This window comes from Kitasatospora sp. NPDC088346, from assembly GCF_044740765.1.
Lineage (GTDB): Bacteria > Actinomycetota > Actinomycetes > Streptomycetales > Streptomycetaceae > Kitasatospora.
This window is the reverse complement of record NZ_JBIURH010000004.1, coordinates 176,184-200,568: the sequence shown is the minus strand read 5'-3', so window position 1 is coordinate 200,568 and position 24,385 is coordinate 176,184. Positions and strand designations below refer to the sequence as shown.

Annotated in this window: 22 protein-coding genes; 17 read left to right on the top strand and 5 right to left on the bottom strand. The window is 74.0% G+C overall.

Translation table 11 applies throughout. The features are described 5' to 3' along the window. Positions 1-39: 39 nt before the first annotated feature. Complete coding sequence (locus ACIOFR_RS08685) at positions 40-1,371, bottom strand: ABC transporter substrate-binding protein (protein ID WP_400993677.1); 1,332 nt, start codon at positions 1,369-1,371, stop codon at positions 40-42. A 190-nt stretch (positions 1,372-1,561) separates the two neighbouring features. Between ACIOFR_RS08685 and ACIOFR_RS08680 the strand changes: the two genes are divergently transcribed. The 3 genes from ACIOFR_RS08680 to lysA all read left to right on the top strand — a co-directional run bounded on the left by ACIOFR_RS08680 (position 1,562) and on the right by lysA (position 4,729). Then, the gene (locus ACIOFR_RS08680; RefSeq protein WP_400994004.1) at positions 1,562-2,068 is read left to right on the top strand and encodes a hypothetical protein; all 507 of its coding nucleotides are present in this window, start codon (positions 1,562-1,564) and stop codon (positions 2,066-2,068) included. Positions 2,069-2,253: 185 nt separating this feature from the next. Next, positions 2,254-3,120, top strand: coding sequence for a formyltetrahydrofolate deformylase (gene purU / locus ACIOFR_RS08675; RefSeq protein ID WP_400993675.1), 867 nt, complete (start codon positions 2,254-2,256; stop codon positions 3,118-3,120). A 310-nt stretch (positions 3,121-3,430) separates the two neighbouring features. Beyond that, complete coding sequence (gene lysA, locus ACIOFR_RS08670; protein ID WP_400993673.1) at positions 3,431-4,729, top strand: diaminopimelate decarboxylase; 1,299 nt, start codon at positions 3,431-3,433, stop codon at positions 4,727-4,729. Positions 4,730-4,753: 24 nt separating this feature from the next. On the opposite strand, the gene ACIOFR_RS08665 is transcribed toward lysA, so the two are convergent. Both ACIOFR_RS08665 and ACIOFR_RS08660 read right to left on the bottom strand, forming a co-directional pair. Next, positions 4,754-5,857 carry a zf-HC2 domain-containing protein gene (locus ACIOFR_RS08665; RefSeq protein ID WP_400993671.1) on the bottom strand — a complete coding sequence of 368 codons (1,104 nt, stop codon included), beginning with the start codon at positions 5,855-5,857 and terminating at the stop codon, positions 4,754-4,756. Between the two features lie 20 nt (positions 5,858-5,877). Continuing rightward, positions 5,878-6,417, bottom strand: coding sequence for a sigma factor (locus ACIOFR_RS08660; protein WP_400993669.1), 540 nt, complete (start codon positions 6,415-6,417; stop codon positions 5,878-5,880). A gap of 561 nt (positions 6,418-6,978) precedes the next feature. Between ACIOFR_RS08660 and ACIOFR_RS08655 the strand changes: the two genes are divergently transcribed. The 6 genes from ACIOFR_RS08655 (at position 6,979) to ACIOFR_RS08630 (ending at position 12,703) form a co-directional block, all read left to right on the top strand. After that, positions 6,979-7,560: an ATP-binding protein gene (locus ACIOFR_RS08655; protein WP_400993668.1), complete on the top strand. Its 582-nt coding sequence runs from the start codon at positions 6,979-6,981 to the stop codon at positions 7,558-7,560. A gap of 462 nt (positions 7,561-8,022) precedes the next feature. After that, positions 8,023-9,297, top strand: a complete 1,275-nt coding sequence (locus ACIOFR_RS08650; RefSeq protein ID WP_400993666.1) for an MFS transporter — start codon at positions 8,023-8,025, stop codon at positions 9,295-9,297. 58 nt (positions 9,298-9,355) lie between these two features. Next, positions 9,356-10,657, top strand: a complete 1,302-nt coding sequence (locus tag ACIOFR_RS08645; protein ID WP_400993664.1) for an MFS transporter — start codon at positions 9,356-9,358, stop codon at positions 10,655-10,657. 50 nt (positions 10,658-10,707) lie between these two features. After that, positions 10,708-11,235 (top strand): GNAT family N-acetyltransferase, encoded by a 528-nt coding sequence (locus ACIOFR_RS08640; protein ID WP_400993661.1) that lies wholly within the window; start codon positions 10,708-10,710, stop codon positions 11,233-11,235. Positions 11,236-11,333: 98 nt separating this feature from the next. Further along, positions 11,334-11,660 carry a DUF4229 domain-containing protein gene (locus ACIOFR_RS08635; protein ID WP_400993658.1) on the top strand — a complete coding sequence of 109 codons (327 nt, stop codon included), beginning with the start codon at positions 11,334-11,336 and terminating at the stop codon, positions 11,658-11,660. 5 nt (positions 11,661-11,665) lie between these two features. Further along, positions 11,666-12,703 carry a LacI family DNA-binding transcriptional regulator gene (locus ACIOFR_RS08630; RefSeq protein ID WP_400993655.1) on the top strand — a complete coding sequence of 346 codons (1,038 nt, stop codon included), beginning with the start codon at positions 11,666-11,668 and terminating at the stop codon, positions 12,701-12,703. 7 nt (positions 12,704-12,710) lie between these two features. On the opposite strand, the gene ACIOFR_RS08625 is transcribed toward ACIOFR_RS08630, so the two are convergent. Beyond that, positions 12,711-13,994, bottom strand: a complete 1,284-nt coding sequence (locus tag ACIOFR_RS08625) for an MFS transporter (protein WP_400993652.1) — start codon at positions 13,992-13,994, stop codon at positions 12,711-12,713. A gap of 348 nt (positions 13,995-14,342) precedes the next feature. On the opposite strand from ACIOFR_RS08625, the gene ACIOFR_RS08620 reads away from it, so the two are divergent. Further along, positions 14,343-15,662, top strand: coding sequence for a dicarboxylate/amino acid:cation symporter (locus ACIOFR_RS08620; RefSeq protein ID WP_400993649.1), 1,320 nt, complete (start codon positions 14,343-14,345; stop codon positions 15,660-15,662). Positions 15,663-16,152: 490 nt separating this feature from the next. Here ACIOFR_RS08620 and ACIOFR_RS08615 read toward each other — a convergent pair whose 3' ends face one another. Continuing rightward, the gene (locus tag ACIOFR_RS08615) at positions 16,153-16,356 is read right to left on the bottom strand and encodes a cold-shock protein (RefSeq protein WP_003998944.1); all 204 of its coding nucleotides are present in this window, start codon (positions 16,354-16,356) and stop codon (positions 16,153-16,155) included. Between the two features lie 348 nt (positions 16,357-16,704). Between ACIOFR_RS08615 and ACIOFR_RS08610 the strand changes: the two genes are divergently transcribed. From ACIOFR_RS08610 to ACIOFR_RS08580, 7 genes are all read left to right on the top strand, one after another. Further along, positions 16,705-17,586: a menaquinone biosynthetic enzyme MqnA/MqnD family protein gene (locus ACIOFR_RS08610; protein ID WP_400993646.1), complete on the top strand. Its 882-nt coding sequence runs from the start codon at positions 16,705-16,707 to the stop codon at positions 17,584-17,586. Positions 17,587-17,724: 138 nt separating this feature from the next. After that, positions 17,725-19,272 (top strand): serine/threonine-protein kinase, encoded by a 1,548-nt coding sequence (locus tag ACIOFR_RS08605; RefSeq protein WP_400993644.1) that lies wholly within the window; start codon positions 17,725-17,727, stop codon positions 19,270-19,272. Between the two features lie 78 nt (positions 19,273-19,350). Continuing rightward, positions 19,351-20,583, top strand: a complete 1,233-nt coding sequence (gene mqnC, locus ACIOFR_RS08600) for a cyclic dehypoxanthinyl futalosine synthase (protein ID WP_371498677.1) — start codon at positions 19,351-19,353, stop codon at positions 20,581-20,583. Then, positions 20,583-21,248, top strand: coding sequence for a hypothetical protein (locus ACIOFR_RS08595; RefSeq protein ID WP_400993641.1), 666 nt, complete (start codon positions 20,583-20,585; stop codon positions 21,246-21,248). The genes mqnC and ACIOFR_RS08595 overlap by 1 nt, the downstream gene beginning before the upstream one ends. Before the next feature lie 153 nt (positions 21,249-21,401). Continuing rightward, entirely contained in the window at positions 21,402-22,007 is a 606-nt protein-coding gene (locus tag ACIOFR_RS08590; RefSeq protein ID WP_400993638.1) for a hypothetical protein, read from the top strand. Positions 22,008-22,130: 123 nt separating this feature from the next. After that, positions 22,131-22,823, top strand: coding sequence for a demethylmenaquinone methyltransferase (locus ACIOFR_RS08585; RefSeq protein ID WP_400993636.1), 693 nt, complete (start codon positions 22,131-22,133; stop codon positions 22,821-22,823). A gap of 217 nt (positions 22,824-23,040) precedes the next feature. Beyond that, on the top strand, positions 23,041-24,306 hold the full coding sequence (locus ACIOFR_RS08580) for a geranylgeranyl reductase family protein (RefSeq protein ID WP_400994002.1): 1,266 nt from the start codon (positions 23,041-23,043) through the stop codon (positions 24,304-24,306). Positions 24,307-24,385 lie beyond the last annotated feature (79 nt).

Genomic DNA, 24,385 nt, shown 5'->3' with positions numbered 1-24,385 from the left:
CCCCGGGGCCGCTCCGACGAGCCCCCGGCGTCCGCGCTCTCACGCCGGGGGCTTGCCTCCGGCCAGCACCCAGCGGACGTCGACGAAACCGGGCCGCTGCTCGACCAGCCGTCCGCCCTGGACCTGCTGGAAGGTCACCGAGGTGTTCACCAGCCGCGGCGAGTCCGCGCTCGGCAGCATGTTGGTCAGGCCCCAGCTGAGCGGCGGGGTGGCACCACCGGTCTCGATCGGCTCGCCGCCGTCGAGCACGGCCCGCAGCGTGCGGGAGCTCAGCGGTTTGCCGTGGTCGGCCCGGGCGGCGGCCTGCCGGAAGACCTCGTAGGCGACCCAGGTGGTCTGCACGCCGGGGTCGGCGACGTCGATCAGCGCGTCCCCGGTGCCGTGGGTGCGGGCGGTGTAGCGCAGCGCGTCCCACACCTTGGAGGACTCGGCCGGGTACCAGCCGGTCGCGAAGGCGCCCCGCAGCGGGCCGGCGTCGCCGCCGGTGGAGTCGACCACCGACTGCTGGAAGCTGCCGATCACCGAGGCCAGCTGGGTGTGCTTGGGCGCGAGGCGGCGGTACGGGTCGAGCAGGTTGGAGGTCGGCTCCGAGCCGAGCGCGCTGATCACGCAGTTGCCGGCCCGGTCGTCGCCGATGGCCCGGCGGGCGTAGTCGCTGTAGTCGTTGGACTTCTCCGGCGCGGGGACGTCGGTCAGCCTGACGCCGGCCGGCTTCAGGGCGCCGTTCAGGTAGTTGACCAGGGTGTCGCCGGCGCGGGTGTCCGGGCGGATCAGCGAGACCGTCTTGCAGCCGGCCTCGACCAGCTGCCGCCCGCTGCCGGCGATCAGCGCGGGGCTGCCGCCGGCCACCGGGTAGGACAGCGGGCTGCTGAACTCGGGCGAGGAGATCCCGTAGCCGCCCAGGTAGGGGATGCCGGCCCGCTCCAGGGCGGGCATGAAGTCGGTGCCGTACTGGCTGTAGGAGCCGATCACCGCGACCACGTGGGCGTCGATCGCCTGCCGGGCGCAGGCCGCGACGCCGTCGGCGGTGTTCTGCTCGTTGCAGGTGAGCACCCGCAGCCTGCGGCCGTCCAGGCCGCCCTTGCCGTTGATCTCCCGGCCGATCGCCTCGGCGAGCGCGGTCATGCCCGGCCGGTCGGCGGAGCCGGTGCCGGACGGCGCCCAGGTCATCACGGTCAGCTCGGAGCGGCCCGCGGCGGCGGCGTCGGCCGGGCCTCCGCAGGCCGAGGCGGCGAGCAGGACGGGGAGCAGTGCGGCGGCCGCGGCCAGCGCGCCGGTGGTGCGGCGTCTGCGGCCGGGACAGGCCGTCGCGGTGGCCGCGGGCCGGTGGTCGATCGGTCGTGGGCGGTCGGCTGATCCGGTCCGCGTCATGATGCTGTGCCCTCCCGGGTAGCTGCCTCCGAGCGCCGTGCGCCCGTTCGGCCCGGCCAGCCTCGACCCGTGCGGGCACGCGGAGAGGACCGGAATACGAACGGCGGGTCAACGGGAACGGAACAGCGGGGGGTGACGCGTGTAGATCATGAAATCAGGGAACGTACGATCGATTCCTATGTCCGACAGTATGGATTCTCGGTATCGGTCCGCCCGATCCCCTTCTCGAACCGGGCACCGGTCGAGCACGATGGGCGGCATGCCCCTGAACGACCTGCCCTGGTGGCGCTGGCGGGCCCGGCTGCGGTCGGCCCTGCACATGCTGTCCGACCCCGCCTTCCAACAGGAGGCCTGGCTGGCCGGCCGACCGGGCTACGGCGACGTGACCGACGCGGTCTACCGGCTGGTCGAGGACACCTGGCTGGACCGCTGGTCCGCCGAGAAGTACCTCGGCACGATCCTGCGTGACCCCACCGAGGCCGCCCTGGTGGACGCCGCGGTGCTGCCGGTGCTGCGGATCCTGCACGAGGTCGGCGCGGACGCGCCCGCCGCCGCCTACCTCGGCCACCCCGGCTGGCCGGACGCGGTCGCCGCGGCCCGCGAGGCGCACGCCTACCTGGCGGCCGGTGACGGCGAGGACCCGGACGCCCCGCCGCGCAGCCTGGAGGTGCTGCGCATCCTCACCAGGGCCGCATAGGGCCGTGCGGGGTCCGTCCGGGGCCGTGCCGGGCGGCGTCCCGCGGCGGGTCTCGCGGCGGGTCTCGCGGTGCGGGCGGTGGCGGCGGTCGGCGGGCGATCTGTGACAGGCTGGACCATTCGCCGGCCAGCCGTGCCCGGACCGACCGAAGCCTCGCCTTCCGTAGACCCAGGGGAATCGCAACCGTGGAAGAGCAGTCCGCCCCCGCCCAGTACGTCCTCACCCTGTCCTGCCCGGACAAGCAGGGGATCGTCCACGCGGTGTCCAGCTACCTCTTCATGACCGGCTGCAACATCATCGACAGCCAGCAGTTCGGTGACGGCGACAGCGGGCTGTTCTTCATGCGGGTGCACTTCTCCGCCGAGCAGCCGGTGACCGCGGACAAGCTGCGGGCCAGCTTCGCGGCGATCGGCGCCTCGTTCCGGATGGACTGGCAGATCCACGAGAGCACCGAGCGGATGCGGGTGGTGCTGATGGTGTCGAAGTTCGGCCACTGCCTGAACGACCTGCTGTTCCGGACCGGGATCGGCGCGCTGCCGGTGGAGATCGCCGCCGTGGTGTCCAACCACACCGACTTCCGCGCGCTCACCGAGTCCTACGGCATCCCCTTCCACCACATCCCGGTCACCAAGGACACCAAGGCCGAGGCCGAGCAGCGACTGCTCGACCTGGTCGCCGACCAGCACGTCGACCTGGTGGTGCTGGCCCGCTACATGCAGGTGCTCTCCGACCGGCTGTGCAAGGAGCTCTCCGGCCGGGTGATCAACATCCACCACTCGTTCCTGCCGAGCTTCAAGGGCGCCAAGCCGTACCACCAGGCGCACGCCCGGGGCGTGAAGCTGATCGGCGCGACCGCGCACTACGTGACGGCCGACCTGGACGAGGGCCCGATCATCGAGCAGGAGGTGGCCCGGGTGAACCACGACGTGACGCCGGACCAGCTGGTGGCGCTCGGCCGCGACGTCGAGTGCCAGGCGCTGGCCCGCGCGGTGAAGTGGCACAGCGAGCACCGGGTGCTGCTCAACGGCGCCCGTACCGTGGTCTTCGGCTGATCCGGAGGATTTGTTTCTCCGCGGTGTGCGGAACGCGTTTCCTGCGGTGGCCGCCCGGCCGTCCGGAAGTACTCCTCCGGAATGCCGGGCGGGCCGCAGAATCCCCTTCGGGATAACGCCCGGGGCGTCAACTCCGGTTTCTTTTCCGGCCGTCCACGGCGGTAACGTGGCCGCCGCCGAACGGGGAAACCGGTGGCTCCGCGCAGAGCGCGGCCGGTCCCGGTCCGTCGAGCCGGAATTCAGCGGTCCGTCGAATTCGCGACCGGCCGAGCGCCCGGTCCGGCCGACCGATCCGCGCGAAGGGCTGACCATGACGACTTTCCCCGCTCCCGGTACCGAGGAATTCCCCGCTGCCGTCGGGTTCCCCGGTGCCGTCGACGGCGCCCGGATCGCCCGGGTCGCCGAGGAGTTCGGCACCCCGGTCTGGCTCTACGAGGCCGGCACGGTCCGCGCCCAGATCGAGCGGCTGCGGCGCTTCGACGTCATCCGCTTCGCCCAGAAGGCCTGTTCCAACATCCACATCCTGCGGCTGATGCGGGAGCAGGGGGTGCTGGTGGACTCGGTCTCGCTCGGCGAGGTCGAGCGGGCGCTGGCGGCCGGCTACCAACCGGGCGGCCCCGACGACCCGATCGTGTTCACCGCCGACCTGCTGGACCGTCCCACCCTGCGCCGGGTGGTGGAGCTGGGCGTCCCGGTCAACGTCGGTTCGCCGCAGATGCTGGAGCAGCTCGGCCGACAGGCCCCGGGCCACCCGGTGTGGATCCGGATCAACCCCGGCTTCGGCCACGGCCACAGCCGCAAGACCAACACCGGCGGGGAGCAGAGCAAGCACGGCATCTGGCACGAGCACCTGGCGGAGAGCCTGGACCTGGCCGACCGGTACCGGCTGGACCTGGTCGGCTTCCACATGCACATCGGCTCCGGGGTGGACTACGGCCACCTGGAGGCGGTCTGCGAGACGATGGTCAAGCAGGTCCGGCTGGCCGGCCGCGACATCCGGGCGATCTCGGCCGGCGGCGGCCTGTCCGTGCCGTACGCGCCCGGGCAGCCGGAGGTGGACACCGACCGCTACTTCGGGCTCTGGGACTCGGCCCGCCGGGAGATCGCCGCCGAACTCGGCCACCCGGTGCGCCTGGAGATCGAGCCGGGCCGCTTCCTGGTGGCCGGCGCCGGTCTGCTCGCCACCGAGGTCCGGGCGCAGAAGCCGGTCGGCAGCAACCACTTCGTCCTGGTCGACGCGGGCTTCAACGACCTGATGCGGCCCGCCATGTACGGCAGCAACCACCGGGCGTCGGTGCTGGCGCCGGACGGCGAGGTCCGCCGGGACGCGCTGCGCGACACCGTGCTGGCCGGGCCGCTGTGCGAGTCGGGCGACGTGTTCACCCAGGCCGCCGGCGGGGAGGTGCGGCCCGTGCCGCTGCCGCGCGCGGAGGTCGGCGACCTGGTGGTGTTCCACGACACCGGGGCGTACGGGGCGAGCATGTCGTCGCTGTACAACTCCCGGCCGCTGCTGCCGGAGGTGCTGGTGGACGGCGGACGGACCCGGCTGATCCGCCGCCGGCAGTCGGTCGCCGACCTGCTGGCGCTGGAGACCGGGCTGCCGCAGTAGGCGACCGGCCCCGCGGGGCCGGTCTCAGGGGCGGGACAGCAGCGGCACGGCGTGCAGCACCCGCCGGATCGCGGCGGGGTCGCCCTGCCGTCCGACCGGGAGGTGGTCCGGATCGCGGTGGGCGGCGGCGAGGTAGCAGAACTCCAGCCCGTCCAGCACCATTTCGGCGGTCGGCGGGGTGCCCTCGTCCGGTCCGTCGAGCGGGATCCGCCACTCGCCGCAGGCCGGGCCGTCGATCACCAGCCGGAGCAGCCGGCCGGCGCCCGGCAGCCTCCCGGGCAGGGCGGTCAGCAGCCGCGGCAGCATCCGGGCGGCCAGGTCGACCAGTTGCCGCAGGTGCTGCGGGGCCGGCGGGGCGTAGGGGTAGTGCACGGCGCGGGCGAGGTCGTCACCGTGGATCCAGCACTCGAAGGCGCGGTCCAGGAAGGCGTCCGCCAGCGGCAGCACGGCGAAGCCGTAGTCGACCGGTGCACCGCCGTCGGCGCCGAGTCCGGCGGCCCGGAGCAGGGCGTGGCTCCGCTGCCGCCACAGCGTGCGCACCGCGGTGGGCGGGTTGCCGCGCTGGTCCTCGATCAGCCGGCGGGTCCGGGCCAGGACGTCCTCGGGCCGGCCCGGCTCCGGCGGGTGCGCCGGTCCGCCCTGGGCGGGGACCCGCGGCGCCGGGCCCGCGTCGGGGACCGGGTCCGGCAGGTCGAGGACGGGCGCCAGGTAGCCGTCGACGGCGGCGAGGTGGCAGAGCACCTGGGCCGGTCGCCAGCGCTGCGTCCCGCCGTGCCAGGGCAGTTCGGCGACCTCCTGCCACTCCCCGGGCCCGAGGTCGCGGAGCAGGGCGTCCAGCTTGGCGGTCTCGGCGGCGTACGGCGCGGCCCACGGCGGGACCGGGAGCGCGGCCGGCCGCTTCGCCAGGCACCAGTCGAGGACCTGCCGGCGCAGCCCGTCGGCCGGGTCGAGCGAGTCGTCGGGGGAGAGCCAGTGCGCGGCCTCGCGCAGCCGTCCGGCCTCGGCCGCGCAGCCGGGGCAGTGTTCCAGGTGGCGGCCGAGCTCGGCGGCCTCCCGCGGCGGGCAGGCGTCCAGCGCCCAGGCGCCCAGCAGGGAGCGGAGCTCCTCGTGCTCCGGGCCGTCGGGCACCCGGCCCGGCTCCGTCCCGGTCACCGGGCCGGCCCCGGGCAGCCGCCGGCGTCCGGGCCGTCCTGTCCGGCGAGCGCGGAGGAGATCAGCTGGAGGCCGAGCCGCATCCGGTGCTTGGCGGCCTGCTCGGTGATGCCGAGTCGGCGGGCCGTCTCGGGGTAGCGCAGGCCGTCGTACCAGCCGACGGCGATGGTCTCGCGCAGCGGCTCCGGCAGGGCGGCGACCATGTACTGGACCCGGGCGGCGGTGGCCCGGGCCTCGACCTCGGGGTCGTCGCCGCGCTGGGAGCGCAGGCGTTCGACCGCCCGGCGCTGGGTCAGCGTGCCGAGCCAGGCGCGCAGCGAGCCGCGGGCCGGGTCGTAGGCGGCGGGGTGCTGCCAGAGCTGGGCGAAGACCTCGCGGGTGAGCTGCTCGGCGGCGTCCAGGTCGTCCAGGATCAGGCCGGCCAGACCGTGCACCAGCGGGGCGAAGCGGTCGTAGAGCTCGCCGAGCGCGGACTCCTCGCCGCGCAGCAGCCGCCACCGGATCTGCTCGTCCCAGCTCGGGGTGCGGTCGGACATGGCCCTCGCCCCCTCCGTGTCCCCGGGCGGTCCTACTCAACGGTAGCCCTTCGGCGGGGAGCCGGGGTGGATTCGTACGAAGAAGGAGAATGCCGGGGTCCGGACCATTCGGCGGCCGGCCGGTCGGCGCAGGGGGGGTGTCCGACCCGAACCGGGCACCGAACCGGACAAATGTAGGAAGGGTGGTTCGCTCGTGGCAGGCGGGACGCGGGAGGTCTTCGGAGGTACCGTCGTTCTGCTCGTGCGGAGGATCCGGCAGGGCACGGGACGGGACGGCACGGTCCGGGCGGACGATCGCCGGTACGACGCTCGCCAGGGTGAGCGGGACAGTATGCACCGAGCTGTCCCCCGATCGCTGGAATATGCCTGAAGCGCTTGCTCCGGCGGACCTGCGGAATCATCCTGAGGCCTATTCGTGCCGAAGCCATGGGTAGCCCGGCAGGCATTCCCCAGGTGCGCGGCCGGCCGAACCGACATGACCAAGACCCCGGCCCGCCCGATCCGGGCAGCAGGGAGAGCGGCCGACTACCGGGCCGAATACCGAGTGCGGGTGGTGGAGCGGTGCAGGTACTTCAGGTTCAGCTGGCGGTCCAGGCGGACCCGTCCGAGGTGGGCAGGGCCCGGAGGTGGGTGCGGGCCCGACTGGCGGGGCAGGGGCTGGACCCGGACGCGCCGGTCGCCGAGACGCTGGTGCTGGTGGTGTCGGAGCTGGTCACCAACGCGGTGGTGCACACCGGCTGTCCGGCCGTGCTGCGGCTGTCGATGCCGGTCCCGGGCGGGCTGCGGGCGGCCGGTCACGGGTCCGCCGGGGGGTTCGCCGGCGGCCCGGACGGGGGGTTCGCCGGTGGGGCGGACGGCGGTTTCGGTGGCGGCCCGGACGGGGGTTTCGCCGGCGGGCCGGCCCGGAGCGTCCCCGTCCGGGTCGAGGTGGCCGACGCGAGCCTGGTCGCCCCGGCCCCGCGGCACGCGGGCGGCGAGGCCACCAACGGGCGGGGCCTGGAGCTGGTCGAGCTGCTCTGCGACCGGTGGGGCTGGTACCCGGACGGCTCGGGCAAGCGGGTCTGGTGCGAGATCGACCCGGACGCCCGTGGCCACGCCGACTGTCCGACGGACCCTGCGGCCACCGCCGCACTCGCCCTCTGACGTCCCGTCCGCACCTCTCCCCCCGGGCAGAGCTGACGCCGCGCGGGCCCCGTCCGCCCCGGGGGGCGCGTCCGGCGCGCTCCCGGCCGGCGCCGTGCGCCACCGAGTGCCAAATGCGCCGCAACCATTCCGAATTTCGGACAACCCATTGACGTGACGTATCCGACTGATCACTCTTGGGTGCAGCTCTCCGTTGCGAGGGGACGTCGAGGCGGCTCCCGGCCGGTGCGGGCGCAGGGGGACAGCCGTTGCCTGCCGCCCGGGGCCGCCACCTCGACGAGTGCGGAGCGCAGGCGCGCGGCTTCAGGGCTCGGGCGCCAGGTCGGATGGTGGTCCGCCGCGCCGCGCTCGGGGCACGTGCGGCGGGCTGCCGTCCGGGCCGGCGCGGGTGCGCGCGGAACGCTGCCGCATCGTGACCTCAACCACTGGAAATCGGCAGTGGTCTACACCAAAACTTCTCCTGTGACCGCACCCGAACTGCAGGACGCCCCCACCACCCCCACCCCCGTCACCACCGGCCCGGGCCCCGCCATCTGGTCCACCGGATTCCGGCTCTACTTCACCGCCCGCAGCGCCGGCCTGCTCTCCGACGCGATGCTGCCGGTCGCCGTCTCGGCCGGGCTGCTGGCCGCCGGCCGGCCGATCGGCACGGTCGGCTACGCGATGGCCTTCCTGCTGGCGCCGTTCGTCACCCTGGTCCTGGTCGGCGGCGTCCTGGCGGACCGGTTCACCGCCCGCCGGCTCATGATCGCCGCGGACCTGCTCAACCTGACCACCCGGGTCCTGCTCGCCCTGCTCTTCTTCCGCGGCGTCGACCAGCTGTGGCAGCTCTACGCACAGCTCTCGCTGGCCGGCACGGCCGCCGCGATGTTCCAGCCCGGCGCCGCGTCCACCGTCCCGCTGGTCGCCCGGGACGTCCAGGGCGCCAACGGCGTGCTGAGGATCTCCGAGGCGGTCACCGCCCTGGTCGGCCCCGCCCTCGCGGGCGTCCTGGCCGGCGCCGCCGCCACCGGCTGGGTGATGGTGATCGCCGCCGTCGCCTACGGCGTCAGCGCGCTGTGCCTGCTCGCGCTGCGGCTCGGCCGGGTGCCCGCCCCGCCCGAGGGCGACAGCCTCTGGCGCAACCTGGTCGTCGGCTGGCACGAGTTCAGGTCCCGCAGCTGGATGTGGGGCGTCATCGTGATCTGGCTGTTCTTCAGCGTCCTGTCGGTCGGACCGCTGCTGCCGCTGGCCGCCGGCGTGGTCGTCCCGCAGCACGGTCCGACCGTCTACGGTCTGCTCAACTGCGCCTTCGGCGCCGGCACCGTGCTCGGCGGCGTGGCGGCGATCCGGATCAGGCCCGCCCGCCCGCTGGCCGGCGGGGCGGTGACCCTGGCCGCCTTCCCGGCCTACCAGTTCGCGCTGGCCCTGGACCTCCCGGTGCCGCCGCTGGTCCTGGCCCAGCTGCTGTCCGGGGCGGGCCTGACGTTCTGGGCCGTCATGTGGGCGACCAGCGTGCAGACCCAGGTCCCCGGCGAGGTGCTGAACCGGATCCACGCGTACGAGGTCGCCGGCTCGGTCTGCATGGTCCCGCTCGGCGCCGCCCTGGTCGGCCCGGCCGTCGGGGTGTTCGGCGAGCGCGAGCTGCTGGCCGCCGGCGGCACCGTCACCCTGCTGGTGGTCGCCGCCCTGCTGCTCTCCCCGCCGATCCGGGGCCTGCGCCGGGTACCCGCGCAGGCCCCGGTGGCCCGATCCTGACGAAAGGTGGCAGTCAGACCCCTCGCTCGGGCACCCCGGCGACCCGGACACTCGGTCCGTGACCGACCTGCGCACCCCGCCCCGGACCGCCCCCGCCCGCTCCCCCCGGCTCCACTACGCCTGGGTGGTGGCCGGCGTCGCGCTGATCGTGCTGATCGGCTCGGCCGGCTTCCGTTCCACCCCCGGCCTGATGATGGACGCGTTGAACAGCGAGTTCGGCTGGTCGCACGCCACCGTCTCCGGCGCCGTCTCGGTCAACCTGACCCTGTACGGGCTGACCGCCCCGTTCGCCGCCGCCCTGATGGACCGCTTCGGCGTGCGGCTGGTGACGGTCTGCGCGCTGCTGCTGATCGCCACCGGCTCCGGGCTCACGGTCCTGATGACCCGGCCCTGGCAGCTGGTGCTCTGCTGGGGTGTCCTGGTGGGCCTCGGCAGCGGCTCGATGGCGGGTGCCTTCGCGACCACCATCACCGGCCGCTGGTTCCAGGCCCACCAGGGCCTGGTCACCGGGGTGCTCACCGCCGCCGGCGCGGCCGGCAACCTGGTCTTCATGCCGGTGCTGGCCGCCCTGGTCACCGAGCACGGCTGGCGGACGGCGGTGGTGGTCGTCTCGCTGGCGGCCACCGCCGTCGCCGTCCCGGTCCTGCTGCTGATGCGCGAGCGGCCCGCCGACGTCGGCCTGCTGCCGCTCGGCGCGACCGGGCAGCCGGCCCCGCCCGCGGTGACCGGCAGCGCCCTGGCCCGGTCCCTGCGGGTGCTCCGGGACGCCGCCCGCAGCCGGGCGTTCTGGCTGCTGGCCGGCTCCTTCGCGATCTGCGGGGCCACCACCGCCGGCCTGGTCGGCACCCACTTCGTCCCGGCCGCGCACGACCACGGGATGCCCGTCACCACCGGCGCGGGACTGCTCGCCCTGGTCGGGATCTTCGACGTGGTCGGCACCGTCGCGAGCGGCTGGTTCACCGACCGCTTCGACTCCCGGGCCCTGCTCGTCACCTACTACGCGCTGCGCGGGGTCTCGCTGCTGTTCCTGCCGCAGCTGTTCGCCGACTCGCTGCGACCGCCGATCCTGGCCTTCGTGATCTTCTACGGCCTGGACTGGGTGGCCACCGTCCCGCCCACCATCGCGCTCTGCCGGCGCCACTTCGGCTCGGACGCCCCGGTGGTCTTCGGCTGGGTGCTGGCCGCCCACCAGCTCGGGGCGGCCGCGGTCGCCTCGCTGGCAGGCCTCGCCCGTGACCGCTTCGGCGACTACGACCTCGCCTGGTACGCGGCGGGCGGACTGTGCGCGGTCGCGGTCCTGCTCTGTCTGGGCCTGGCCCGGCGCCCCGCCGGGCGACCCGTCGCCCAACCGGCCGGTTAGGCCCGGTCCGGCCGATCCTGCCGGCCCGGACAGGCCCTAGTCTGCCGAACATGACACTGCGCTTCGCCCTCGACCCGGACCTCACCCCCGAACTGCGGGCCGCCGTCACCGCCCTGTGGGTGGACGCCACCAACGCGGGCGGCGCCGTCGGGTTCGTACCGCCGGTGGGCCCGGAGCAGGTCCGGCCGGTCGCCGAGCGCGAGTTGGCGGGCGCCGGGCCCGACGGGCCGGACCGCCTGCTGGTCGCGTACGAGCAGGAGAGCGGCCGGACGGCCGGGCTGCTGTTCCTCACCTCCCCGCGCTTCGACCTCATGGAGCACTGGCGGCTGCTCACCCGGGTCATGGTCCACCCCGAGCTGCAGGGGCGCGGCCACGGCGCGGCCCTGCTGGCCGAGGCCGAACGGGTCGCCCGCGACCAGGGCCTGGCCGGGCTGCGGCTGACCGTGCGCGGCGGACTGGGCCTGGAGGACTTCTACGCCCGCTGCGGCTACAAGGAGGTCGGCCGGGTCCCGGGAGCGATCCGGGTCGCCGACGGGGACGACCGCGACGAGGTCACCATGTGGCTGGGGCTGCACTGAGCCTGTCTGCGGCCGCGGCCGTCCGGCATGCTTCACTGGAACCCGCGCCCCGTGGGCCAGCTCCGCCCGCCGTACCCCTGCAGTTAGGACCTCCTCCCGTGAGCAGCAAGACGCACGCCACGCTCCGCTACACCTCCCTGCGGGTCAGCATCTTCCTGGGCTGCCTGCTGGTCGCCCTGCTGCTGGGCCACTTCGGTGTGATCCCGGTGACCGGCGACGCCGGTGCGGTCTTCCTGGTGCTGCTGGCCGGCGTGGTGTCCGCGCCGATCAGCTACGTGCTGCTGAGCAAGCAGCGGGACGCGATGTCGGCGCAGATCACCGAGAAGGTCGAGACGATCCGCGCCCGCACCGCCGCGCAGAACGCGCAGGAGGACGCGGCCGACGACGCCGCCCGGGCCGCATCCTCCCCGGCCGTGCAGAACTGACCCTGGTGCCACCGTCCGAGGCCGGACCGGCCGCCGCCCCGACCCCGCCGAAGCGGCCGACCGGCCGTGACGTGGCCCGGCTCGCGGGCGTCTCCCAGGCCACCGTCTCGCTGGTCTTCTCCGGCTCCGACGCCGGGCACCGGGTCTCCGACGCGACCCGCGAACGGATCCGGGAGGCGGCCCGCAGCCTCGGCTACCGCCCGCAGGCGGCCGGCCGGCAGCTGCGGCTGGGCCGCAGCGGGATGATCCTTCTCGCGGTGCCCAACCTGCTCGGCCCGTTCTTCGGCCGGGTCCTGACCGGCGTCCACGAGGAGGCCGGCCGGCACGGGCTGGCCGTCGTGGTCAGCAGCGGCTGGGGGAGCGCCACCCTCGCCGACGCCGCCGCCACCAGCCGCTTCGACGGCCTGCTGGTCTGCTCCCCGGACGACAGTCAGCTCGGCGACCTCCCGCCGGACACCCCCGCGGTCTTCCTGGACGCCGACCCCGCGCTCGACCACGGCCGGCCGACGGTCGAACTCGACGTGGCCGGTGGCATGCGCGAGGCGGTCGAGCACCTCGCCGCACTCGGCCACCGGCGGATCGGCCACCTGCGTTCCACCCACAGCGCCTACACCTTCCGGGTCCGGCAGGCCGCCTTCGAGCACGCCACCCGGGAGTTCGAGGTGGTCGAGGTGGGCGTCAGCCTGAACGACGGCCGGCAGGCCGCCTTCGAGGCCGCGCACCGGATGCTCGGCGGCCCGGACCGGCCGCGGGCCGTGGTCTGCGACGACGACGTGGTCGCCTCCGGGCTCTACCAGGCCGCCGCCGAACTCGGCCTGCGGATCCCCGCGGACGTCTCGGTGGTGGGCATCGACAACATCCCGGTCGCCGAGCTGCTCGCCCCGCCGCTGACCACCGTCGACCTTCCCGGCGAGCAGCTCGGCCGGGCCGGGGTCACCGCGCTCGCGGCCCTGCTGCGCGGCGAACCGGCGCCCCGGGTCGCGCCGCTGGCCACCACGCTGGTGCTGCGCAGCTCGACCGCCCGGGCCGGCGCGCACGCCTGACGGGAGGTCAGGCGACCGGCACCCGCTCGGCGGCCGGCTCCGCCGGGGCGTCGGCGACGTCCCGGTCCGCGTCGGCCGCCGGAGGCCGAAGCCGGTGGCGGCAGACGAACAGCAGCAGCGCGCCCAGCCCGATCCCGCCCACCGCGCAGAGCGCGACACCCGGCAGCGAGTCGGTCGCCAGCAGGCCGGAGACCGCGTAGCCGGCCGCGTTGCCGGTCGCGAACAGGGTGACCAGCCAGGCGAAGGCCTCGGTCACCGTGCCGGTCGGGGCCAGCTCGGCGACCAGCACGAAGGCGGCGGCCAGCAGGGGCGCCAGCGAGATCCCGGAGAGCAGCGCCAGGCCGGCCATCGCGAGCGGGCCGGGGAGCGGCAGGAGCGGCAGGTAGCTGACGGCCATCGCGAGCGCGATCGTCCAGGTCCGGGTCGCGGTGCTGATCCGCCAGGGCAGCGCGCCGTAGACCAGTGCGCCGACCAGCCCGCCGAGCGCCGCCAGCGCCAGCAGGCTGCCCGCGCCGCCCGGCAGGCCGCCGGGGTGGCGTTCCGCGTAGGCGATGAACAGGACGTTCTGCGCGCCGACGGCCCAGCCGGCCCCGGCCAGGCCGACCAGCAGCAGCACCAGGCCGGGGGAGCGCAGCGGGCCGAGCAGCCCGGCGGAGGACTCCCGCTGCGGGGCCCGCCAGGCCCGGGCCGGCGCGGTGGTGGCGACGACCAGCGCGCCGAGCAGGCCGAGCGCGGCGGCCGTCCACAGGGCTGTGGACGGTCCGAAGGCGGCGGCCAGTCCGGCCACGGCCAGCGGCCCGGCCACGTACAGCACCTGCTGGGAGGCGGAGTCGAAGGCGTAGGCGGTGTCCAGCTGCTCCTCCTCGACCACGGCCGGCCACAGGGAGCGCAGGCAGGGTTCGAGCGGCGGCATCGCCAGCCCGGCGAGGGCGGCGCCGGTCAGGGCGGCGGGCGGCGAGCCGGGGGCGAGCGCGAGCAGCGCGTAGCCGAACCCGGCGACCACCGCGGAGACGATCAGCACCCGGGGCTGCCCGGTGCGGTCGACGATCCGCCCGAGCACCGGCCCGCCGACGGCGGCGGCGATCGCGTACGCGGCGGTGGCCAGGCCGATCCTGCTGTAGGGGGCGCCGGCCTCGCGCAGGGCCAGGGCGATCACCAGGGCGGTCATGCCGGCGGGCAGTCGGCCGAGCAGGGTGCCCAGCAGCAGTCGGGTGACGTGCGGGGCGCGGAGCAGGGCGAGATAGCCCATGGTGTTCGGGTCTCCTGGGCAGGTGGCGGCAGTGGAGGTCAACAGTCAAGTTATACGTATAACCGACCGGGGTCAATCTGTCTGGTTCCGGATGGTTCGTTGACGCAACTCAAACCTGTACTTTGAACATCTCAAAGGTTTATTGCTAATCTTCCGGCCATGACCACCACAGGCGCCGCACTCCGGCACGGGACGAGCACTCCGCTCGCGCCGTGCCGCCCGCGCCTGTCCGGTGCTGTGGACGGCCCCCGGCGCTGTCGCTCCTCGCGCTGTACCAAGGCGGCACGCCCCTCCTGAAGGCCCCGGACCCCCGTCCGCCGCCTTCCCTCCGTGCCGCCGCTCCGCGCCCACCCCCGCCTGACCCTCCCGCATCCCCGGAGCCGCATCCCCATGTCCACAGCACCCTCGTTCCTGACGAAGGTCCGCAAGACCCCGTTCTGGGTCCAGATCGTCGGTGGCCTCGTCCTCGGCGGCCTGCTCGGCTGGCTCGCCCGGTCCCAGGACATCTCCTGGCTCACCACCACCCTCGAAACCATCGGCAAGACCTTCGTCCAGCTGCTCAAGCTGGCCGTGCCGCCGCTGGTCTTCACCGCGATCGTGGTGAGCGTCGCCAACCTGCGCAACGTCACCAACGCCGCCCGGCTGGCCGTGCGCACCCTCCTCTGGTTCCTGATCACCTCGCTGATCGCGGTCGCCATCGGCCTCACCCTCGGCCTGCTCACCGACCCCGGCAAGGGCGCCGGCCTGTCCACCGAGGGCGTCAAGGGCGTCGACGACGCCGGCACCTGGGTCGACTTCCTGACCGGCATCATCCCGACCAACATCGCCACCGCGTTCGTCGAGGTGAACGTCCTCCAGATCGTCTTCCTGGCCGTCGTCACCGGTGTCGCCATCCTGAAGATCGGCGAGAAGGCCGCACCCGTCCTCAAGCTCAGCGAGTCCGTCCTCGACCTCGTGCAGACCGCCCTGTGGTGGGTCATCCGGCTGGCGCCGCTCGGCACCCTCGGCCTGATCGGCAAGTCCGTCGCCAAGTACGGCTGGGACCTGCTCGAACCGTTCGCGACGCTGACCGTCGACGTGTACGCCGGCTGCGCCCTGGTGCTCTTCGTGGTCTACTCGCTGCTGCTCAGGTTCGTCGGCGGCCTCAACCCGCTGAACTTCTTCAAGGGCGCCTGGCCCGCGATCCAGCTCGCCTTCGTCTCCCGCTCCTCCGTCGGCACCCTGCCGGTCACCCGCCGCGTCACCGAGCGCCTCGGAGTCCCCACCGAGTACGCCTCCTTCGCGGTCCCGTTCGGCGCGACCACCAAGATGGACGGCTGCGCCGCGATCTACCCGTCGCTGGCGGCGATCTTCGTCGCCCAGGTGTACGGCATCGACCTCGGCATTGGCGACTACCTGCTGATCGCCTTCGTCTCGGTGGTGGGCTCGGCCGCCACGGCCGGCCTCACCGGCGCGATCGTGATGCTCACCCTCACCCTCTCCACCCTGGGCCTGCCCCTGGAGGGCGTCGGCCTGCTGCTGGCCATCGACCCGATCCTCGACATGGTCCGCACCGCCACCAACGTCGCCGGCCAGGCGGTCGTACCGATCCTGGTCGCGGCCCGCGAGAAGACCCTCGACCTGACGGCCTACAACAACCCGACGGGCGAACTGCTGGACGACGCCGCCCACATCCCGGCCCAGACGACCAAGGAGCCTCTTCCGGCCTGACGCGTGAACAGTTCGAGCCCTTCCCCGGCACTCTGGGGGAGGGCTCGAAGCGTCCCTGGCGCGGTCGGGCCAGCGGATGGCCGGGCCCGGCCCCGAGCGCCAGTCGTCGATCCGCTTGCGGATGCCGGGCACCATCGGGAGCTCGTCGACTGCTGCGGGCTCGAACCACGCGGCCTCGTGCGACTCGTCGGCCGTGCCGGCGCGGCTGGTCGGTGCCGGGGCGTTCGCGGTTCGGCCGCGACGTGTCCCTTCCAGGGATCAGCGAGGCGGAGTTGGACCGCCGGATCCACGCGGTCGACGAGGAGAGGAAGCGGACACCCGCTCCCGGTTGTGCCGGGCTCCGTACGCAGGCAGGGGGCCCGCCGGGTCCGGTTGGTCCGGACCGGGGCGGGCCCCCTTGGTACTGCTCGTCATGCTCTTGTTGGCGGTCGGTCAGGGCCGCCGGTGGACCCACACGGGGCCCCGAGCGATCAGATCATCAGAGGATGGATCAGACAGGGGTGACGTTCTCCGCCTGCGGGCCCTTGGGGCCCTGGGTGACGTCGAAGCTGACCGCCTGGTTCTCCTCCAGCGAGCGGAAGCCGCTCGCGTTGATGGCGGAGTAGTGGACGAAGACGTCGGGGCCGCCGCCCTCCTGGGCGATGAAGCCGAAGCCCTTCTCGGCGTTGAACCACTTGACGGTTCCGGTCGCCATACCGTTCTCCTTGCGAGCGACGTAGCGGGTGCCACACCTTGTGGCACCCGGTCCGCTGCCGCTGATCGCCCCGCCTCCGGAGTGGGTCCGGAGTTTTTCGCACAGTGCTCAATCAGTGCTCAATTGATGCTGGTGAAAAATTACAAAAAGCCTGCGGTTACATGCTCCGCAGGCTCCAAGTACTGCAAGGGGAATCAAACTGCAACTGTGTGGAACCGTAGCACGAGGGGGCTGCCCCGACCAGAGGTCTCCGGAAGCCGTACGCGGTGTGTCGGCCACCGGATGCGGGGCCTCCTGTAAGGCGGGCATACCCTGCCAGCAGAGTACGAACAGCAGAGGGAGCACGCGGTGACCGGTACGGACGCAGGCGGCCCGGCGGCGGTAAGGCCACGGGTCGGGCATATTCAGTTCCTCAACTGCCTCCCCCTCTACTGGGGCCTGGCGCGGACCGGAAACCTGCTCGATCTCGATCTGACCAAGGACACCCCGGAGAAGCTCAGCGACCAGCTGGTCGACGGCACGCTCGACATCGGCCCGATCACCTGTGTGGAGTACCTGCGCAACGCCGAACAGCTGGTCGTCCTGCCGGACATCGCCGTCGGCAGTGACGGGCCGGTGATGTCCTGTGTGATCGTCAGCAAGGTGCCGCTGGCCGAGCTGGACGGCCGCCGGGTCGCCCTCGGCTCGACCAGCCGGACGTCGGTGCGGCTCGCCCGGCTGTTGCTGGAGGAGCGCGAGGGCGTGCACCCGGAGTACTTCGCCTGCCCGCCGGACCTGGACGCGATGCTCGCCGAGGCGGACGCCGCCGTGCTGATCGGCGACCCGGCGCTGCGGGCCTCACTGGAGCAGGCGCCCAGTCAGGGGCTGGCCGTGCACGACCTCGGTGCGATGTGGAAGGAGTGGACGGGCCTGCCGTTCGTCTTCGCCGTCTGGGCCGCCCGCCGCGACTACGCCGACCGCCACCCGGCGACGGTGGCCGCCGTGCACCGCGCCTTCCTGGAGTCCCGCGACCTCTCGCTGGCCGAGGCCGCGCAGGTGGCCGAGCAGGCCGCCCGTTGGGAGTCCTTCGACGCGCCCCTGCTGGAGCGGTACTTCAGCCAGGCCCTCGACTACTCGCTCGGTGAGCGCCAGCTGGCCGGCATCGCCGAGTTCGCCCGCCGGGTCGCCCCCGACAGCGGCTTCGCACCCGATGTGACGATCAGCCTGCTGGAGCCGGCCGTGGTCGGCTGAGCCCCCGCGACGTCCCCGACGGGTCTGCGACGAGTCCCTGACCCGGGCGCCGCGGACCGGTACTGTCTGGCCTGCCGCACCGGCCCGCCCGACGGGCCCGCCGGAGGCGGCCGCACCGGCACACGAGGGGACGGGGCCATGGAGCCGCTGGGTCCGGAGGATCCGCGACAGATCGGCGCGTACCGGCTGCTGCGCCGGCTCGGCGCGGGCGGGATGGGCCGGGTGTACCTGGGCCGCACCGCCGGCGGCCGTACGGTCGCGGTCAAGGTGGTGCGCGCCGAACTCGCCGACGACCCGGAGTTCCGGGCCCGGTTCCGTCAGGAGGTGGAGGCGGCCCGGCTGGTGGGCGGCGCGGGGACGGCACCGGTCCTGGACGCGGACACCGAGGGCCCGTGCCCCTGGGTCGCCACCGGGTACGTGGCGGGGCCCGCGCTGGGCGCCGCCGTCCGCCGCTTCGGGCCGCTGCCGGCCTCCGCCGTCCACGTCCTCGGGGCGGAACTCGCCGGGGCGCTCGCCCGGGTGCACGGCCTCGGGCTGGTGCACCGGGACGTCAAGCCGTCCAACGTGCTGCTCGCCCCGGACGGGCCCCGCCTGATCGACTTCGGCATCGCCCGCGCCCTGGACGGCGCCGCCGAGCTCACCCGCTCCGGCTTCGTGGTCGGCTCGCCCGGTTTCATGTCGCCCGAGCAGGCGGGCGGCGGTCGCAGCGGCCCGCCCGGGGACGTCTTCTCGCTCGGCGCCGTGCTGGCGTACGCCGCGAGTGGTACGGCTCCCTTCGGTGACGGGGTCAGTGCGGCGGTGCTGCTCTACCGCGTGGTGCACGAGGAGCCGGACCTGACCGGGTTGGACGGCGGCCTGCGCGCCGTCGTCCGGGAGTGCCTGGCCAAGCGGCCCGAGGACCGTCCCACGCCGGCGGCCCTGCGGGAGCGGCTGGCCGCCGGCGCCGCGTCCCCGGCCGGGGGCGGCTGGCTGCCGCCGGTCCTGTCGGACGCGGTCGCCCGCAGTGCCGTCGAACTGCTCGACCTGGAGGGCGAGGCGGCGCCGGCCGGCCCGCTCGCGGGCCCGGTCGCCGACCGCACCCCCACCTGGGCGGACGCCCGGCCGGCCGGGGGACGGGCGCAGGCGCCGACCGGCCCGCACGACGGCCCGTACGCCGGTCCGCAGGACTGTCCCCGCCCGGAGGGGCCGGGCCGGCCGCGCCGGCGGTTCCTGCGCGCCGCCGTGGCGGGAGCGCTCGTGCTCGCGGCGGCCGGCGCGGCCGTGGTGTGGTCCCAGGGCCTGCCCTGGGACCGGGAGAAGCCCAGCCAGGACCGGGCGGTGAGTGGTGCCGACGCGCTGCCGGCCGCCTTCCTGGGCACCTGGGAGGGCACCATCACCACCCAGATCGTGCCGCTGCCGAGCACCTTCCGGGTCGAGCTCGCGGCCGGCCGGGTCGGCGAGAAGGTCGGGCGGACCAGCAACGCCTCCCGGCTCAGCAGCACGGTCTGCCGCGGCGAGCTGACCCTGCTCACCGTGGCGCCCGACCGGATCGTGCTGCAGGAGCGGTCGGTCGGGGCGGACCCGGGCTGCACCGGCGCGCCCGAACAGCAGACGTACACCCTCAAGGACGGCCGCACCCTGCACCTCCAGGTCAGCGGGGCGCCGCTGGGCTCCGACCCGTCCGGGGACCTGGCCAAGCAGGCCTGAGCGGCGGCCCGAACGGCCTGGCGTAGGCTGGTTCGGTCATGTCGGCCGGGCCCCCTCCCGGCTGAGGCGACCCGATGGATGGACAGAAAGAAGGCCCGCCAGGTGTCCGAGCAGACCCTTTCCGCCAACGACCTGCAGGCCGTCCTGGACCGCGCGGCCGCCGGCGGCCGGATCACCCCGGAGGAGGCGCTGGAGCTCTACCGCTCCGCGCCCCTGCACGCGCTCGGCTCCGCCGCCGACGCCGTCCGGCGCCGCCGCTACGCCGGTGTCGAGCACATCGCGACGTACATCATCGAACGCAACATCAACTACACCAACGTCTGTGTGACGGCCTGCAAGTTCTGCGCCTTCTACGTGGCGCCGAAGAGCGACAAGGGCTGGTCCCGCGACCTGGACGAGATCCTGCGCCGCTGCGCGGAGACGGTCGAGCTGGGCGGCACCCAGATCATGTTCCAGGGCGGCCACCACCCGGACTACGGCGTCGAGTACTACGAGCGCGCCTTCGCCGCCATCAAGGCCGACTTCCCGCAGCTGGTGATCCACTCCCTCGGGGCGTCCGAGGTCGAGCACATGGCACGGATCTCCAAGGTCTCCATCGAGGAGGCCATCACCCGGATCAACAGGGCCGGCCTGGACTCCTTCGCGGGCGCCGGCGCGGAGCTGCTGCCCGCCCGGCCGCGCAAGGCGATCGCCCCGCTCAAGGAGTCCGGCGAGCGGTGGCTGGAGATCATGGAGGCGGCCCACGGCCTGGGGGTGGAGTCCACCTCCACCATGCTGATGGGCACCGGCGAGACCAACGCCGAGCGGATCGAGCACCTGCGGATGATCCGCGACGTGCAGGACCGCACCGGCGGCTTCCGGGCCTTCATCCCGTACACCTACCAGCCGCAGAACAACCACCTCAAGGGCTCCACCCAGGCCACCGTCTTCGAGTACCTGCGGATGATCGCGATCGCCCGGCTCTTCCTCGACAACGTGGCCCACATCCAGGGCTCCTGGCTCACCACGGGCAAGGAGGCCGGCCAGCTCTCGCTGCACTACGGCGCCGACGACCTCGGCTCGGTCATGCTGGAGGAGAACGTCGTCTCGATGGCCGGGGCCAAGCACCGCTCCAACCTGACCGAGCTGATCCACCTGATCCGGGCGGCCGACCGCACCCCGGCCCAGCGCTCCACCACCTACCAGCACCTGCGGGTGCTGGACGACCCGGCCAACGACCCGGTCGACCCGCGGGTGGCCTCGCACATCGCCTCCACCGCGCTGGACGGCGGCACCGCGCACCCCGAGCTGAAGATCCTCTCGACCACCTGATGCTGACCCTCCACCGGGCCGCCCTGCTGGTGCCCGACCCGGCCGACCCCGCCGCCCCGTCGATCACCGACGGGGCGGTGCTGGTGGACGGCGCACGGGTGGCCGCGCTGGGGCCGTACCGGGAGCTGGCCGACCGCGGCGCCCGGGTGCGGGAGTGGGGCGGCCTGCTGCTGCCGGGGCTGCGCAACCCGTTCGGGCAGCGGCTGCTGGAGCGGGCGTACCACCCGGACCCGCGCGAGGAACTGGGCGCCGAGCCGCTGCTGCTGGAGGTCGACCCGGACCGCCGGGGCGGCAGCGCCCGGCGCGGCCTGCAGCGGATGCTGGCGTACGGGACGACTGCGGTGGCCGGCCCGTTCGAACTGCCGGTGGTGCGGACGGCGGTGGCCCGCTCGGGGCTGACGGCGCTGCCCGGAGTCGCGCTGCCCGGAGCCGAGCTGCCCGGAGCCGAGCTGCCCGGAGCCGAGCTGCCGGGGGACGGGCCGGCCCGGCTGGACCCGCTGGCGGTGGGGACGCCCGGCGAGATGGTGCACCGTGCACTGACGGTCGGTGCCGCGGCGGACTTCGCGGTGTTCGACGCCCCGTCCGTGGAGGCGCTGGCGAGGGCCGGGGCGGGCTGCTGCCTGGCCACCGTCCTGGGCGGACGGCTGCTGTACCGGCGTCGCTGACGCGACGTGAGTTTCCCGCCAGGAGGTGGCCGGAAACCGACCTGGGCGTGGCGATCCTCATATCGGATGAGCGGCCGTCACCGTGACCTGAGGCCCCGCCAGCGGCTACGATCCCCGACAGCCACTCAGGTGATGCAGCCAGGACAGGGAACCATGCAATCCGCGACCGCCCCCCGACCGAACGGCCCCTTCGGGCCATCGGCTCGGCCTCGGCTCGGCCGCGGCTGGTACCTCGTCGCCGTGCTCAGTGCGGTGCTGGCCCTCGGGATGTGCCTGCTCGGCTGGCGCCAGGCCGACCAGGCCGACCGGATCGCGGCCAACCCCGTGCGGGTCGAGGGCACCATCACGCAGCTGCCCGGGGGCAGCGGCACCTACAGCCAGGTCCGCTACCAGGCCGGCGGACGCCAACTGGTCGCCGCCGACCTGTGGCTGCCGGAGGGCGCCCAACTCGGTGCGGGCATCTGCCTGGAGCACGCCGCCGCCGACCCCGGCGCGGTCCGGGTCTGCGGCGAGCGCTACCCGCAGCCGGTCGGCGTCGGCCTGGCGCAGGTCAGCGTGCCGGTCGCCCTGCTGCTGTGCGCGGCCTGCGTGGCCCGGATCTGGCGGTACCGCCGGGCCAACCCGGTCCGGCGCGGGGAGTCCCGGGTCCGCACCACGGTCGCGCTGGCCGCCGAGGCGCTCGGCGAGGGCATGCCCGCCATCACCCACGGCAAGCGCTCCCGGCGACGGCGCAAGGGCGGCCGCCGCGCCCTGCGCTGACACCGCGCCCCGCGCGTGCATCGGCGCGCGTGGTGTGCGGAGCGCCCCCCTGAGCCACCGCACGCCACCCCCGAGGAGACCCCGTCGCCCGGACCACCGGTGCCAAGGTGAACAATGGGTGGCGTGACCCGAGCCTCCCTGGACAAGCAGCCGCACGAAGTCGCCGCGATGTTCGACGACGTCGCGGCCAGGTACGACCGCACCAACGACGTCCTCTCCCTCGGCCAGACCCGGCTCTGGCGGCGCGCCGTGGCCGACGCCATCGGCGCCGAGCCCGGCCAGCGGATCCTCGACCTGGGGGCCGGGACCGGCACCTCCTCGCTGCCCTTCCTGGAGGCCGGCGCCGAGGTCGTACCGTGCGACTTCTCGCTCGGCATGCTCACCGAGGGCAAGCGCCGCCACCCCGAGCTCTCGCTGACCGCCGGCGACGCCACCCGACTGCCCTTCGCCGACGGGGTCTTCGACGCCGTCACCATCTCCTTCGCGCTGCGCAACGTGCAGGACACCGACGCCGCGCTGAGCGAGCTGTACCGGGTCACCAAGCCCGGCGGGAAGCTGGTGATCTGCGAGTTCTCCACCCCGACCTGGACCCCGCTGCGGACGGTCTACACCGAGTACCTGATGCGGGCGCTGCCCCCGGTCGCCACCGCGGTCAGCAGCAACCCGGACGCCTACGTGTACCTCGCCGAATCGATCCGCTCCTGGCCCGACCAGCCCGCGCTGGCCACCAAGCTCCAGCAGGCCGGCTGGTCCAAGGTGGCCTGGCGCAACCTCACCGGCGGCATCGTCGCCCTGCACCGGGGTTTCAAGGCCTGACGACCGGGCCCGGTCCGGCCGATCGTGCCGGGCCCGCGACGGCGGTCGTGCTGCCCGACGCCGGGGACCGATCCGACGGGATCGACCGGACAAGACCTAGACTGCGGGGGGCCGTCCGCGGCCCCGCGTCCAGTCCCGAGCCCCCACCGCCGTTCGCAGGAGAGTGCCAGCCGTGACCACCGACACCGCAGCCGATCTGACGAAGCCGGACAACCCCGTGGAGAGCACGGCGGACGTCATCGTGGTCGGTGCCGGTCCGGCGGGGTCGACCACCGCGTACTACCTGGCCCAGGCCGGGCTGGACGTGCTGCTGCTGGAGAAGACCGAGTTCCCGCGCGACAAGGTCTGCGGCGACGGGCTCACCCCGCGGGCCACCAAGCAGCTGGTGGACCTGGGAATCGACGTCTCCACCGACAACGGCTGGCTGCACAACAAGGGGCTGCGGATCATCGGCGGCGGTGTCCGGCTGGAGCTGGACTGGCCCGAGCTGGCCTCCTTCCCCGACTACGGCCTGGTCCGCAAGCGCGCCGACTTCGACGAGCTGCTGGCCCGTCAGGCGCAGAAGGCCGGCGCGCGGCTGTACGAGCGCTGCAACGTCACCGGCCCGGTGCTGGACGAGCGGACCGGCCGGATCACCGGCGTCACCGCCAAGGTCGGCGAGGAGAAGCGCGCGGTCGTCTTCAAGGCCCCGCTGGTGGTCGCCGCGGACGGCAACTCCACCCGGCTGTCGGTCGCCATGGGCCTGCACCGGATGGAGGACCGCCCGATGGGCGTCGCCTACCGGACGTACTTCACCTCGCCCCGGCACGACGACGACTACCTGGAGTCCTGGCTGGAACTGCGCGACCCGCGCAAGAAGGACGAGCTGCTGCCCGGCTACGGCTGGATCTTCGGCATGGGTGACGGCACCTCCAACGTCGGCCTCGGCATCCTCAACTCCTCGCCCGCCTTCGGCAACCTCAACTGGCCCGAGGTGCTCACCACCTGGTGCTCCGGGATGCCCGAGGAGTGGGGCTACACCCCCGAGAACATGACCGAGAAGATCCGCGGCGCCGCCCTGCCGATGGCCTTCAACCGGCAGCCGCACTACACCCGCGGCCTGCTGCTGGTCGGCGACGCCGGCGGCATGGTCAACCCGTTCAACGGCGAGGGCATCGCCTACGCGATGGAGTCCGGCCAGATCGCGGCCGGCGTCATCGTCCAGGCCTCCGCCCGGATCACCGAGGCCGGGCGCGAGCGCGTGCTGCACAGCTACCCGAAGGTCCTCAAGGAGGTCTACGGCGGCTACTACACGCTCGGCCGCGCCTTCGTGAAGCTGCTCGGCAGCCCCAAGGTGATGAAGCTCGCCACCGAACGCGGCCTGACCCACCCGCTGCTGATGAAGTTCACCCTCAAGCTCCTCGCCAACCTGACCGACCCGCGCGGAGGCGACGCGATGGACCGCCTGATCAACGGGCTCACCAAGGTCGCGCCCAACGCGTAGCGGCCGCCCCGGGCGCCCGGGTGCCCCGGGCGCCGGCCCGCCGGATTTCCGGTGGCCCGGTGCCGGGCCGGGGTGCTTG